Genomic DNA, 12,362 nt, shown 5'->3' with positions numbered 1-12,362 from the left:
AGAAAATCCTATCACATTAGACCGCTCGCATGACAGCCTGATGACAGGATCGCGTGCCGTGCCCCCTTCCCGCCCCCCCGCAACCGGGCGGCGTCAGGTGCCGGTACCCTCGGCTTCCCCGGCGGCGGCGCCGCCACCACGCGGTTGCGGCCGCGCAGCTTGGCCGCCTGCAGCGCCTCGTCGGCGCGCTTGAACAGGCTGACGGTGGAATCGTCGGCGCGCATCGTCGTCACGCCCAGGCTGGCGGTCAGCGAGATCACGGCCCGCTCGGCCTTGACAGGATTCGCCTCGATCGAGGCGCGGATGCGCTCGGCCACGAGGACGGCGTCGGCCAGCGTGGTGCGCGGCAGCTGGACCGCGAACTCGGCGCCGCCCAGCCGGCCCATCATGTCGCTGTCGCGCAACTGGCGCCGGCATGCCTCGACCATGGCCTTCAGCACCTTGTCGCCCACGGCATGGCCGTAGTGGTCGTTGACGCGCTTGAAGCCGTCCAGGTTCAGGATCAGCAGCGCGGTCGGCGTGCCGGGGCGACGGGCCAGCGCCAGCCAGGGCGCCAGCGCGCCGTAGAAGCCGCGCCGGTTCGGCACGTCCGTCAGCGCATCCACCACTTCCAGGCGCGCCAGCTCGCCTTGCAGCGTCTCGCGCGCCAGCAACAGGTAGCCGACGCCGCCGATCAGCATCGCCAGGTAGAAGGCCACGTAGCCCACGCCCTGCAGGTGCACCGCCTCGACACCGGCCCAGCCCCGCACCAGGGACAGCGCCATCGCCATGGCCAGCAGGCCGCGGCCGGCGATCGCCAGCCCCAGCACGGCCAGGGCCACCGCCATGAAGCGCCGCAGCATCGAGGCCTGGCGCCAGCCGGACACCAGGGCCGCCGCGCCGGCAAGGTAGAACGCGCCGACGATGGCCGACCCGGCCGCCACCCGCACGCCGGCATCCACCCCGCCCACGTAGCAGGCCAGCCAGGCCGCCGCGGCCACGCCCAGCGCCGGCAGCACGGCGCGCCGCCAGCCCGGGTAGCCGGCGCGCTCCCACAGCGCGCCGGCATCGAAGGCCACGCCGGTAAACAGCAGCAGGTTGGCGATCGGGCCGGCCAGGGGTTCGGGAATCACGCCACGGAAATACAGGAGCAGCCAGGCCACCGACTGGAATTGCCGCGCCAGCGCGAAGCTGGCCAGCCCGCCGCGCTGGCGGTTGTCGGTATCGTGGAAGAACAGCGCTGCGCACAGCGCCAGGTTGCCGAGTGCGAGAGTGAGAACGAGGGTCCTGACGTCCACGTCAGATCTCGTGCTCGACGTTGTCGGTACCGTCGCCCACTTTGGATGCCCAGGCCAGCGCGAAGAACCGCTTCTCTTCCTCGCTGGGCGCCTCGTGCCAGAACACGATCAGCGTGCCCTTGTGGTCATGCAGCTGGCTGCATTTCTCGATGAAGTTTTGCCGGCCGGCCGCATCGGCCAGCGCGGCCGCATAGCCGTAGACGCGGTTCAGGCGCTCGATGCGGTCGGGCTCCGTGAAGCTGTTGGTCGCGGTAATGGTCGGGTGATCCAGGAACATCAGAATTCTCCATCGAGAGCCGTGGGCCGCCGCGGCCCGCTGGTGTACCGATAAAACGTTTTCGCGTATTGTGATGCAAACCCGGCCGCCAGGGTTACACTTTCGGCGAGCCCGAGAGCTTAGCAGAAAGCGTTCCCGACACCAACCATGCCAGCAGGTCCGGATGCCATTTCCATGAGCCAGTCCTTCGATCCCGCCTCCGGCCGGGCGCCCGTGGCGCCCGCCGCGCCTGTCCTCAGCCGCCGCAAGGGCCGCCTGACGCTGGAATTCGTGCCGGGCGAAGTGCAGAGCCAGATGGACCTGGCCGATCCGGACCGCCTGGTGCTGGCCTATGCGCGGGCCATGATGTGCTTCGTGCTGTTCAAGCCGCGCCCGGCGCACATCGTGATGGTGGGCCTGGGCGGCGGCTCGCTGGCCAAGTTCTGCCACCGCTACCTGCCCGCGGCCCGCATCACGGTGCTGGAACTGTCGGCCGACGTGATCGCCCTGCGCGAGCATTTCGCCGTGCCGCCGGACAGCGCACGCTTCCGCGTGATCCACGCCGACGCGGCGCGCCACATGCCCCTGCTGGCCGGCAGCGCGGACGTGCTGCTGGTCGATGGCTTCGATGCCGCCGGCCTGCCGCCCGCCCTGGGCAGTGCGCGCTTCTACGCCGATTGCCGCCGCGCGCTGAAACCCGACGGGCTGCTGGTGGCCAACATGTTCAGCTACGACCCGCATTACGGCGCGATGGAGCACCGGCTGCGCCAGGCCTTCAGCGACAACGTCTGCCAGTTCCGCGGCATTGCCGGCAACAATCACATCCTGTTCGCGCTCAGGCCGGCCGCAGCGGCGCGGCCCCGCCCCGCCAGCCGCGCGCACCGGCTGGTGCAACGGGTCGCGCTGTGCGGCGCGCTGTGGCCCGGGCTGGCGCCGCTGAACCGGCTGCTGGCGCACTGGGTGGTCGCGCGCCTGCGCCGCCGTGGCTCCCGCTGATGCATGGAAGAGATGCATGGAAGAGATGCATGGAACCGGTGCAACGAACTGGCGCAGTCAGTGGTGCAAAGCGACAACACATAGTTCCTATTCACTACATTCCTGTCGGCAACTGCCGGGTTTTGTGACACACTGACAGCCGGGCTCGTTTTGCCCGACGGTTGAGTTGAAACGACAGGAGTTCCATGGCACGCAGGTTTACCCCGGTATCGCTGGCGGCGGCAGTCACGCTCGCGGCCGGCCTGTGCGTGACCGGCGCCCTGTTCCTGGCCGTCGCCGCGCTCGAATACGGCAAGCTGACGGAAAGCTTCCAGCAGCGCGCCAGCCTGCGCGTGGCGGCGATCCGGCGCGGCCTGGACGACGCCGTGGAAGCGCTCACGGTGGCCAACCAGCTGTTCCGCACCATGCCCGACGTGACGCAGCAGCAGTTCGGCGACTTTGCCAAGCCTCTGCTGCAACGCCACCCTTTCATCATGTCGCTGAGCCACCAGCACTGGATGACGCACGAGGAGCGGCTGGCCTTCGAGGCGCGCATGGCGCCCGGCCGCCCCGGCTTCACGGTCACCGACTTGCGTGCCGGCCGGGTGGTCCCCGCGCCCGTGCGCGAGCGCTACCTCGTCACGGAAATGTTCGCCCCCCTCTCGGCGCACCACGGCAGCCTCGGGCTGGACGTGTGGCCACTGTCCGCCACGCCGCCGACGGCCGAGCGCATGCTACACACCGGCAAGCCCGCCGCGACCCCGCTCGTCAGCGTGCTGCAGCCGGCGCGGCGCGACAGCTTCGTGCTGCTGGTGCCGCTGTACCGGCCCGGCATGCCGGCCGACACGCCGCAACAGCGCCGCGCCGCCTGGATCGGCGACACGGCCGCCCTGGTGCGCGCCCCGCACCTGGTCCACACGATCCTGCAGGATGGCGGCCTGCTGGACGACCCGAACTTGCTGCTGCGGGTGTACGCCGGCGACGACGCGGACCTGGTGTACACGACCGGCGCCGAAGCCGATGCCGACGACCGGCGCTGGTTCGAGGCGCCGCCCTGGCTGGCGTTCCACCACCCGCAGCACGTGGCGAAACGCTTCGACCTGCTGGGCCAGAGCTGGCAGGTGCGCGTGGATGCCCTGCCCCGCCCGTTCCTGGCCGATCACGCTGGCTCCCTGATCGCGCTGGTGGGCGGCCTGCTGTTCTCGCTGCTGGCGGCCGCCCTGGTGCACACGCTGGAGCAGCGCTCGCGGCGCGTGCAATGGCTGGTCGACGAGCGCACCGCCGACCTGCAGCGCAGCAACGCGCGGCTGAACGACGACGTGGCCGCGCGCAAGCGCACCGAGCGCGCGCTGCAGGAAAGCGAGCACCGCTTCCGCCGCCTGCTTGCCCTGTCTTCCGACTGGTACTGGGAGCAGGACGCCAATTTCTGCTTCACCCACATCACGGACGGCTTCTTCGAGAAGGCGCACGTGCAGCGCAAGGATTACATCGGCCGCACGCGCTGGCAGATCCGGCCCGACTTCCTCGAATCGAAGACGGGGCGCGAGCACCACGCGCTGCTGCAGGCCCGGTTGCCGTTCGCCGGCCTGGAACACGAGATCACCGGCGAGGATGGCCTGACACGCTGGTTCCAGTCCACCGGCGAACCGGTCTACGACGCGCAGGGCGATTTCCGCGGCTACCGCGGCACCGGCAGCGACATCACGGAACGCAAGCTCACCGAACAGCGCATCCGGCACATCGCCCACCACGACGCGCTGACCGGCCTGCCGAACCGTATCCTGCTGCAGGACCGGCTGGCGCAAGCCATCGCCTACGCCAACCGCGGCGGGCGCCGCATGTGGGTGCTGCTGATCGACCTGGACCGCTTCAAGTTCGTCAACGACACGCTGGGCCACAAGGCCGGCGACCAGCTGCTGCGCACCATCGCCGGGCGCCTGCGCGCCTCGGTGCGGGAAACGGACACCGTGGCACGGCTGTCCGGCGACGAGTTCGTGGCGATCCTGTCCGAGCACGCGGACGAGGCGCTGGCGCCGGACGTGATCGACCGCATCATGGCCGCCCTGGCCCAGCCGATGACGCTGGAAGGCAAGGAATTCTGCGTCACCTGCAGTATCGGCGTGGCCGCCTACGCGGCGGACGGCACGCCGGCCGAGCACCTGATCGAGCATGCCGACATCGCCATGTATGCGGCCAAGAAGCTGGGCCGCAACCGCTGGCAGTTCTACCATGGCGCGATGAACGAGGAAACCCGCGAGCGGCTGCGCATCGAGGGCGCGCTGCGCAACGCGCTGGAGCGCGGCGAGCTCGTATTGCACTACCAGCCGCAGGTCGACCTGGCCAGCGGGCACATCGTCGGCATGGAAGCACTGCTGCGCTGGCGGCACCGGGGGCTGGGCGGGGTGCCGCCGGAGGGGTGGAGCGGGCTGGCCGAGGAGACCGGGCTGATCGTGCCGATCGGCGCCTGGGTGCTGCGTACCGCGTGCGCGCAGGCCAGGGCCTGGAACACCATGCGCGAAGCGGACGGGCTGGCGCCGCTGCGCGTGGCCGTCAACCTGTCGGCACGCCAGTTCGCGCAGCCGGACCTGGTGGCATCGATCGCCGCGGTGCTGGACGGCACCGGCCTGCCGCCGGCCTGCCTGGACCTGGAGCTGACGGAAAGCCTGTTCGTGGACGACGTGGCGCAGGCCGTCGACCTGCTGCACGCGCTGAAGGCGCTGGGCGTGGCGCTGTCGATCGACGACTTCGGCACCGGCTACTCGAGCTTCTCGTACCTGCGCACCTTCCCGATCGACGTGCTGAAGATCGACCGCTCGTTCGTGGCCGACATCGCCAGCGATGCCGACGAGGCGGCGATCGTCGTGTCGATCATCGCGCTGGCCCGCAACCTCAAGTTGCGGGTCATCGCCGAAGGGGTAGAATCAACGGCTCAGCTCGACTTCCTGCGCGCCCATGGCTGCGATGAAATGCAAGGCTATCATTTCAGCCGGCCGGTGCCGGCCGAGGAATTCGAGCGGATGATCAGGAGCGGCCACGCGTGCGCGCCGGAGCAGGAGCCCGAGCCATTGCCCCTGTCCGCATGATCGCCGGCCGGTACGGAAAAACGCGTCAGAACGGGGATGACAATAATGAATGCTCGAGCCAAGAAAGAATTTCTGCTGAAGCCGCAACATGCGCGCACCAACCACAAGATGCGCGACCTGGTCGACCAGGCCGTGACGGCGCTGCCCGAAGTGGGCATCCGCAAATCCGCCCAGTTCCTCGCCTCGATGCGCGTGCCGCTCGAAGTGGCGGTGCGGGCCCTGGTCTACCCGAAACGGCGCCGCGCCGTCAAACCGCCTTCGTACGGCCGGCAGCGCTGACTGTTCAAGAATAATCGGTGACAGTCACCATTTTTTAATAATCGGTGACAGTCACCATTTTTTTGGAACATCAGTTCACATTGAGAGCGCATGCATTCACCCCAACGGCGAAAGGCTGGGGTCAGACCCGCCGGGTCTGACCCCGGAATTTGCACTTGGGGTGGGAATATTCAAAAACGGCGCCTACGTGGTCGCCTGCTCCTGCGCTACTGCCCTTTTGCCCTGTTCTTCGCCCCGTGCAGCGCCAGCCGCGCGGCCTTGCGCGCTTCGGCCTGCTCGTAGCGCGCGCCCTGCTCGGGCGTTTCCGGCATCAGCGGCGGCACGGCCACGGGTTTCCTGTCCTTGTCCACCGCGACCATCGTGAAGTAGCAGCTGTTGGCGTGCCGCACCAGCCGCTGCTGGATGTTTTCCGTCACCACGCGTATGCCCACTTCCATCGACGTGCGGCCCGTGTAGTTCACCGAGGCCAGGAACGTCACCAGCTCGCCCACGTGGATCGGCTGCAGGAACATGACCTGGTCCACCGACAGCGTCACGACATAGCTGCCCGAGTAGCGGCTGGCGCACGCGTAGGCCACGCTGTCGAGGAACTTCAGGATCGTGCCACCGTGCACATTGCCCGAGAAGTTGGCCATGTCGGGTGTCATCAGGACTGTCATCGTCAGCTCGTGTGCCGACCAGTGCATTGCGCTTTCCATCGTGATTTCCAGTGAATGAGGGTCCTACACATTCTAACGGCAATGTCGTATGCTTGCGCATCATCAATTTTCGACAATGAAGGGGCCGACCATATGCATGGCAAGCTCGTGAAATTCGCCGCCGCCATCGCCGTCACGGCGGCCGCTTCAGTACTGGCCGGCCCGGCCCACGCCGCGTTCACGGCCGACCAGGTGAGGACCTTCACGCTGGCGAACGGCATGAAGTTCATCGTCCTGGAAAGCAGCACGATCCCCAACGCGAACATGTACACCTTCTGGAAGGTGGGCTCGCGCAACGAGGCGCCCGGCACCACCGGCCTGTCGCACTTCTTCGAACACATGATGTTCAACGGTTCGAAGCACTACGGCCCGAAGATGTTCGACCGCACGATGGAAGCCAGTGGCGGCAGCAACAACGCCTACACCAGCAGCGACGTGACCGTGTACCAGGACTGGTTTCCGGCCACCTCGCTGGAAACCATCTTCAAGCTGGAAAGCGACCGCATCGCGCACCTGACGATCGACCCGAAGATGGTCGAGAGCGAGCGCGGCGTGGTGCTGTCCGAGCGCAGCACCGGGCTGGAAAACTCGAACATCCGCATGCTGATGGAAGACCTGAACAGCGTGGCCTTCAGCGCCCACCCGTACTCCTGGCCGGTGATCGGCTTCGAGTCGGACATCAAGGCCTGGACGCAGCAGGATCTCGTCGACTACTTCCGCACCTACTACGCGCCCAACAACGCGGTGGCGGTGATCGTCGGCGACGTGAAGGCCGACCAGGTGAAGGCGCTGGCCACCCGCTACTTCGGCGCGATCCCCAAGCGCGCCATGCCGCCCGCCGTGAAGACCGTGGAACCGGAGCAGAAAGGCGAGCGGCGCCTGTTCGTCGCCAAGCCGTCGGCCACGTCGGCCAACCTGATGGTGGCCTGGAAGGCGCCGCGCGCGGACAGCCCGGATTACTACGCGCTGAGCGTGCTGCAAAGCGTGCTCACCGAAGGCAAGACTTCGCGCCTCTACAAGGCGCTGGTGGAAAAGCAGCTGGCCACCTCGGTCGGCGCCGATGCCACCGACGGCTTCGACCCGGGCCTGCTGTACGTGTTCGCGGTGGCCGCCAGCGGCGTCGAGGGCGCGAAGGTGGAAAAGGCGCTGCTCGACGAGATCGACAACGTGGTCAAGCACGGCATCAGCGCGCAGGAACTGCAGGCCGTGAAGAACAAGAAGCTCGTCAACCTGTACCGCGCGCAGGAGACCATCAACGGCAAGGCCCAGCAGCTGGGCAACTACGAAACCTTCTTCGGCGACTGGCGCAAGCTGTTCGACGCGCCCGCCGAATATGAAAAGCTGACGCCGGCCGACATCCAGGCCGTGGCCACCCGCTACCTGAAGAAATCGCAGCGCACCATCGGCATGCTGGCCGCGAAGGAGGAATGATGAAGAAACTGGTGTTCACCACCGCCCTGCTCGGCGTCTCCGGCCTGGCCGCGGCGGCCCCGCAGCCCGCCACCGCGGCGCAGTCAGCCGCGCAGTCAGCCACATTCAAGCTGCCCCGTTTCGAGACGACGAAGCTGCCGAATGGCCTGACCGTGATGCTGATGGAGCGGCGCGAAGTGCCGCTGATCTCGGTGCGCGCCGTCGTCAAGGCCGGCGCCGTCAACGATGGCGCGCAGGCCGGCCTGGCCAACCTGACCGGCGACGCGATCCTGCTGGGCAGCACGAAGCACGACAAGGCCGCCATCGACGAAGCGTTCGACTTCCGCGGCGCCCTGCTGTCCGGCGGCAGCGCCACCGAGCAGACCACCGTGCAGGCCAACTTCGCCAAGGCCGACGCCGCGGCGCTGCTGCCGCTGTTCGCGGAGATCGTGCAGCAGCCCAGCTTCGAGGCGGCCGAACTGGACAAGCTGAAGAACCGCAAGGTCAGCGGCCTGAAACAGGCCAAGGAAAGCCCGCGCCAGGTGGCCGGCACGTATTACCGCAGCATGCTGTACGGCGATGCGCCCTATGCCAGCCCGGCCGGCGGCACGGTGAACAGCCTGTCCGCGCTGAAGCGCGACGATGTGCGGGGCTTCCACGGCCGCTACTTCAGGCCGGACAACGCGGCCGTGATCGTGGTGGGTGATTTCGACCCGGCCGCCATGCGCGCGCAGATCGAAACGCTGTTCGGCCAGTGGCGCGCCGACGGTGCGGCGCCGCAGCGTGCCGACTATGGCAAGCCGCTGGCGGACAAGCCGCGCGTCTGGCTCGTCGACAAGCCCGACGCCATCGAGACCACCTTCGTCATCGGCGGCCCCGGCATCGCCCGCAACGATCCCGACTACGTGCCGCTGCAGGTGCTGAACACGGTGCTGGGTGGCCGCTTCACGTCCTGGCTGAACGACGAGCTGCGCGTGAACTCCGGCCTCACCTACGGCGCCAACAGCGCGTTCGCACCGCTGGCGCAATCTGGCATCTTCACCATGTCGAGCTTTACCGCGTCGGCCAAGACCGAGGCAGCGCTGGACCTGGCGCTGAAGACCTACCAGCGCCTGTGGGCGCAAGGCAAGGAAGGCGGCATCGACAAGGCCACGCTCGATTCGGCCAAGGCTTATGTGAAAGGCCAGTTCCCGCCGCGCTTTGAAACGGGCGAGCAGCTGGCCAGCCTGCTGGGCGACATGTACGCGCTGGACGTCGACCGTGCCCAGATCGACAACTTCATGCGCGACGTGGATGGCCTGACGCCGGCGAAGGCCAAGCAGCTGGTGGACAAGCACTTCCCGCGCACCAACCTGCAGATGGTCCTGGTCGGCAAGGCCGACGACATCCGCAAGGTGGCCGCCAAGTACGGCGACGTGACGGAACTGGAGATCAGCGCCGACGGGTTCAAGCCGGCCGCGGCCCGGTAACGGGCCGACGATGCGCCAACTTGCGCGGCGCGGCGCCCGTTGAGCCGATCAGGGTTATCCGGCACACGGCTGCTGCGATACCGCAAGCGTTGCGCCGGCGACCGCAAGCAGGCCTACAGGCCCTGCGCCTCGATATCGGCCAGGGTTTCGCGGCCCTTGTCGGTCACGGCGAAGCCGTTATCGGCCGGCGTGATGTGGGATTTCTTGCCGAGGAAGGCCAGCACTTCGTCGTCGACCTTGGCGGAAGCGTCGTCCGCCAGCGCGCGCAGGCCGAGGATGCAACGGCGCAGGAACAGTTTTTCCTTGCCCTTGTCGGTCAGCGACAAGTGGCCATTGCGGGCGAACGACAACATCTTCAGGCCGGACAGGCGCTTCGTGTTGCGGGCCACGCATGCGCTGGGCCTGCCCTGGATGCCGCGGCGCACTTCGTCCAGCGCGTTGTATTCGTCGGTGGTGAGTTTTTCGTCTTTCATTGAACCTGTTCCATGATGGCGGATGCGGCCGTCATGGTACGCGGGCCGAACGGCCCCTGCAAGCAACGCTTACTTGAAACTCTTGAAAGCCAGCAGGAATACGCCTAATCCCGCGGCCACGCCAGCCAGCAGCATGCGGATCCGGTCCGTCCGGCTGCGGCGGCCGAGATAAATTTTGTTGTGTAAAGAGTTACCCATGACAATCTCCAGATGAATCATTTATTACTAATCGATTTACTGACTCAATTATAGGAACAGTTCAGTGACGCGTTTGTGACAGCCACCACAAATAAGCACAGCGTGTATGAAGCAAGCAACAGGTGTGTTCGTCTCGTCAATATGGCGCCGCAGCAAACGCCGCCTTGCTAGGATGGGACCAATTTCCCATTTCCCACTCACAGGAGAAGGCCATGAGCGCCATGCAGAAGAACGACCAGCAAAACAAGCAATCCGCGGATGATTCCGAAAAAGGCGGCCACATGATGAACGAGCCGGATATCGGCAGTGGCGAGAAATCGCCGGGCGAGAAGGAAACCGACGAGCAGATCCGCCAGATCCCGCAACGCACGCCCGAGCCGCCGAAGGCTGGTTGATGTAGTAATAATGCATTGAGTCACTGGCAGTAAGCCAGCGGTAATAAGCCATCGGCCACCGGCCGAACCGGGCCGTCCGGCGTTCAATCCATGCGGATCGGCGGCGGCGGTGCACTCGGTTCTTCCACCGGGGGGATCTCGGTGGGGGGCTTTTCACCCGGCGGCGGCTGGTTGGGCGGGTCCTGTTCCGGCGGCGGGCTATCGGGGTCCGGGGTGATGTGTGCGGACAGCGGTACAGGCATTTCCGGCAGGCGCTCCAGGTCTCCACTCATGGCGATGCTCCTTATTAAATATTGCTAAAAAGCTTAGCACTACCGTTTCATTCATGGCGCCCGCATGGTTCCATCCAGAATGGCGGATGCCGGCAAGCCGCACGGCGATCTACACTCATGACGGTTTACACTGTCGCTTCACATGGGAGCCGATCGATGAGTACACGAGGATTCACGGGCCGCCGGCCCGATGCCGCCGCGGCGCGGCGCCTGCCGCCCGGCCAGCACGAGACCGGTGATTTTCCCGTCCTGTCGCTCGGCCCCGCGCCGGCGATCGACCTGGCGGCCTGGCGCTTTACGCTGCGCCATGGTGCGCGCCCCCTGGCCAGCTGGAGCTGGGAGCAATTCCAGGCCCTGCCCCGCACCACGTGGCGCGGCGACATCCACTGCGTCACCACGTGGAGCAAGTTCGACACCGTGTGGGAAGGCGTGACGGTCGACGACCTGCTCGCCGCGGCCGACATCGTGGCGCCCACCCCGTTCCTGCTGGCGCAATCCTGGGACGAGTACGACACCAACGTTCCCGTCGCCGACCTGCTGGACGGCCGGGCCATGGTCGCCACGCACTTCAACGGCGCACCGCTGGCGGCGGAGCACGGTGGCCCGGCGCGGCTGCTGGTGCCGCACCTGTACTTCTGGAAAAGCGCCAAGTGGATCAAGGGCCTGAAATTCACCGAACGGGATGAAGCCGGCTTCTGGGAATTGCGCGGCTACCACATGCGCGGCGATCCGTGGCGCGAGCAGCGCTACCTGGACGATGAATGAAGTGATGAATGAAGGCGATGACATGAGCGCCGGCGACACGGGCGCCGACGACATGAACGCAAACAATACCGGCGGGGTCGATTCCGCCGGCTGGCAAACGGCCGTCATCAGCCGCATCGAACCGCGCACGGCGCGGATGCGCAGCTATTACCTGCGGGCGCCGCTGGCGCGCCACGCGGCCGGCCAGCATGTCGACGTGCGGCTGACGGCGCCCGACGGCTACCAGGCGCGCCGCAGCTATTCGATCGCCTCCGCCCCCGGCGCCGATGCCATCGAGCTGGCCATCGAGATGCTCGATGAAGGCGAAGTCTCCGCCTGGTTCCACGAGGTGGCGCAAGCCGGCGACTCGATCGGCGTGCGCGGCCCGCTCGGCGGCCATTTCGTCTGGCCGGCGGAGCAACCCGGGTCCATCCTGCTGGTGGCCGGCGGTTCCGGCGTGGTGCCGCTGGTATCGATCGCACGCGCGTGGCGGGATGCCGGCGCGCCCGTACCGGCACTGCTGCTGCACTCGGCGCGCTCGTGGGACGGCCTGGCGTACCGCGAAGAATTGCGCGGAATCGCCACCGCGTACGGGAATTTCAGCTACCTCACCACCGTGACCCGCGACGGCGGCGCGGCGGCGGATCACACCCGCCGCATCGACCGCGCGATGATCGCCGAAGCTCTCGCCCGCCTGGCCGATGTTCCCGGAACCTGCTACGTGTGCGGCGCCAACGGGTTCGTGGAAACGGCCGCCCAGCTGCTGGTGGCCGCCGGCATCGCGCCGCGCGCGATCCGCACCGAGCGCTACGGCGGCTAGCCCGGCGCCGGGT

14 protein-coding genes are annotated in these 12,362 nt (G+C 67.2%); 8 read left to right on the top strand and 6 right to left on the bottom strand.

The features are described from left to right. Positions 1-11: 11 nt before the first annotated feature. Both OU994_RS12255 and OU994_RS12250 read right to left on the bottom strand, forming a co-directional pair. Complete coding sequence (locus tag OU994_RS12255; protein ID WP_281610963.1) at positions 12-1,277, bottom strand: diguanylate cyclase; 1,266 nt, start codon at positions 1,275-1,277, stop codon at positions 12-14. Between the two features lies 1 nt (position 1,278). Next, entirely contained in the window at positions 1,279-1,554 is a 276-nt protein-coding gene (locus OU994_RS12250; RefSeq protein ID WP_131146649.1) for a hypothetical protein, read from the bottom strand. A 174-nt stretch (positions 1,555-1,728) separates the two neighbouring features. Here OU994_RS12250 and OU994_RS12245 point away from each other — a divergent pair, with 174 nt between their 5' ends. The 3 genes from OU994_RS12245 (at position 1,729) to OU994_RS12235 (ending at position 5,870) form a co-directional block, all read left to right on the top strand. Beyond that, positions 1,729-2,529, top strand: coding sequence for a methyltransferase domain-containing protein (locus OU994_RS12245; RefSeq protein ID WP_131146650.1), 801 nt, complete (start codon positions 1,729-1,731; stop codon positions 2,527-2,529). A 185-nt stretch (positions 2,530-2,714) separates the two neighbouring features. Further along, positions 2,715-5,591, top strand: a complete 2,877-nt coding sequence (locus tag OU994_RS12240; protein WP_281610962.1) for an EAL domain-containing protein — start codon at positions 2,715-2,717, stop codon at positions 5,589-5,591. Positions 5,592-5,636: 45 nt separating this feature from the next. Continuing rightward, entirely contained in the window at positions 5,637-5,870 is a 234-nt protein-coding gene (locus OU994_RS12235; protein WP_281610961.1) for a hypothetical protein, read from the top strand. 206 nt (positions 5,871-6,076) lie between these two features. Here OU994_RS12235 and OU994_RS12230 read toward each other — a convergent pair whose 3' ends face one another. After that, positions 6,077-6,568 carry an acyl-CoA thioesterase gene (locus OU994_RS12230; RefSeq protein ID WP_373922586.1) on the bottom strand — a complete coding sequence of 164 codons (492 nt, stop codon included), beginning with the start codon at positions 6,566-6,568 and terminating at the stop codon, positions 6,077-6,079. Positions 6,569-6,661: 93 nt separating this feature from the next. Between OU994_RS12230 and OU994_RS12225 the strand changes: the two genes are divergently transcribed. Together OU994_RS12225 and OU994_RS12220 are read left to right on the top strand one after the other, a co-directional pair. Next, positions 6,662-7,999 carry a pitrilysin family protein gene (locus tag OU994_RS12225; protein WP_281610960.1) on the top strand — a complete coding sequence of 446 codons (1,338 nt, stop codon included), beginning with the start codon at positions 6,662-6,664 and terminating at the stop codon, positions 7,997-7,999. After that, a complete protein-coding gene (locus OU994_RS12220; RefSeq protein ID WP_281610959.1) occupies positions 7,996-9,447 on the top strand; it encodes a pitrilysin family protein in 1,452 nt (483 codons plus the stop codon). Before OU994_RS12225 ends, OU994_RS12220 begins: the two co-directional genes overlap by 4 nt. A 113-nt stretch (positions 9,448-9,560) precedes the next feature. Here OU994_RS12220 and OU994_RS12215 read toward each other — a convergent pair whose 3' ends face one another. Both OU994_RS12215 and OU994_RS12210 read right to left on the bottom strand, forming a co-directional pair. Next, a complete protein-coding gene (locus OU994_RS12215; RefSeq protein WP_131146656.1) occupies positions 9,561-9,920 on the bottom strand; it encodes a hypothetical protein in 360 nt (119 codons plus the stop codon). 69 nt (positions 9,921-9,989) lie between these two features. After that, entirely contained in the window at positions 9,990-10,139 is a 150-nt protein-coding gene (locus OU994_RS12210; protein ID WP_281610958.1) for a hypothetical protein, read from the bottom strand. A 191-nt stretch (positions 10,140-10,330) separates the two neighbouring features. Between OU994_RS12210 and OU994_RS12205 the strand changes: the two genes are divergently transcribed. Next, positions 10,331-10,513 (top strand): hypothetical protein, encoded by a 183-nt coding sequence (locus tag OU994_RS12205; RefSeq protein ID WP_131146657.1) that lies wholly within the window; start codon positions 10,331-10,333, stop codon positions 10,511-10,513. Between the two features lie 83 nt (positions 10,514-10,596). Here OU994_RS12205 and OU994_RS12200 read toward each other — a convergent pair whose 3' ends face one another. Beyond that, positions 10,597-10,785: a hypothetical protein gene (locus tag OU994_RS12200; RefSeq protein ID WP_281610957.1), complete on the bottom strand. Its 189-nt coding sequence runs from the start codon at positions 10,783-10,785 to the stop codon at positions 10,597-10,599. 156 nt (positions 10,786-10,941) lie between these two features. Here OU994_RS12200 and OU994_RS12195 point away from each other — a divergent pair, with 156 nt between their 5' ends. Together OU994_RS12195 and OU994_RS12190 are read left to right on the top strand one after the other, a co-directional pair. Further along, positions 10,942-11,550 carry a sulfite oxidase-like oxidoreductase gene (locus OU994_RS12195; protein ID WP_281610956.1) on the top strand — a complete coding sequence of 203 codons (609 nt, stop codon included), beginning with the start codon at positions 10,942-10,944 and terminating at the stop codon, positions 11,548-11,550. Positions 11,551-11,554: 4 nt separating this feature from the next. After that, complete coding sequence (locus OU994_RS12190) at positions 11,555-12,349, top strand: FAD-binding oxidoreductase (RefSeq protein ID WP_281610955.1); 795 nt, start codon at positions 11,555-11,557, stop codon at positions 12,347-12,349. The last annotated feature ends 13 nt before the right edge of the window (positions 12,350-12,362 follow it).

Origin of the sequence: Pseudoduganella sp. SL102, from assembly GCF_027856995.1 — a bacterium.
GTDB lineage: Bacteria > Pseudomonadota > Gammaproteobacteria > Burkholderiales > Burkholderiaceae_D > Rugamonas > Rugamonas albidiflava.
This window is presented reverse-complemented; position numbering and strand designations above follow the sequence as displayed.

Excerpts from the sequence above, each read along its gene's own strand:
- OU994_RS12250 (WP_131146649.1), bottom strand. The coding sequence starts at position 1,554 with ATGTTCCTGGATCACCCGACCATTACCGCGACCAACAGCTTCACGGAG.
- OU994_RS12245 (WP_131146650.1), top strand. The coding sequence starts at position 1,729 with ATGAGCCAGTCCTTCGATCCCGCCTCCGGCCGGGCGCCCGTGGCGCCC.
- OU994_RS12240 (WP_281610962.1), top strand. The coding sequence starts at position 2,715 with ATGGCACGCAGGTTTACCCCGGTATCGCTGGCGGCGGCAGTCACGCTC.
- OU994_RS12235 (WP_281610961.1), top strand. The coding sequence starts at position 5,637 with ATGAATGCTCGAGCCAAGAAAGAATTTCTGCTGAAGCCGCAACATGCG.
- OU994_RS12230 (WP_373922586.1), bottom strand. The coding sequence starts at position 6,568 with ATGGAAAGCGCAATGCACTGGTCGGCACACGAGCTGACGATGACAGTC.
- OU994_RS12225 (WP_281610960.1), top strand. The coding sequence starts at position 6,662 with ATGCATGGCAAGCTCGTGAAATTCGCCGCCGCCATCGCCGTCACGGCG.
- OU994_RS12220 (WP_281610959.1), top strand. The coding sequence starts at position 7,996 with ATGATGAAGAAACTGGTGTTCACCACCGCCCTGCTCGGCGTCTCCGGC.
- OU994_RS12215 (WP_131146656.1), bottom strand. The coding sequence starts at position 9,920 with ATGAAAGACGAAAAACTCACCACCGACGAATACAACGCGCTGGACGAA.
- OU994_RS12210 (WP_281610958.1), bottom strand. The coding sequence starts at position 10,139 with ATGATTCATCTGGAGATTGTCATGGGTAACTCTTTACACAACAAAATT.
- OU994_RS12205 (WP_131146657.1), top strand. The coding sequence starts at position 10,331 with ATGAGCGCCATGCAGAAGAACGACCAGCAAAACAAGCAATCCGCGGAT.
- OU994_RS12200 (WP_281610957.1), bottom strand. The coding sequence starts at position 10,785 with ATGAGTGGAGACCTGGAGCGCCTGCCGGAAATGCCTGTACCGCTGTCC.
- OU994_RS12195 (WP_281610956.1), top strand. The coding sequence starts at position 10,942 with ATGAGTACACGAGGATTCACGGGCCGCCGGCCCGATGCCGCCGCGGCG.
- OU994_RS12190 (WP_281610955.1), top strand. The coding sequence starts at position 11,555 with ATGAATGAAGGCGATGACATGAGCGCCGGCGACACGGGCGCCGACGAC.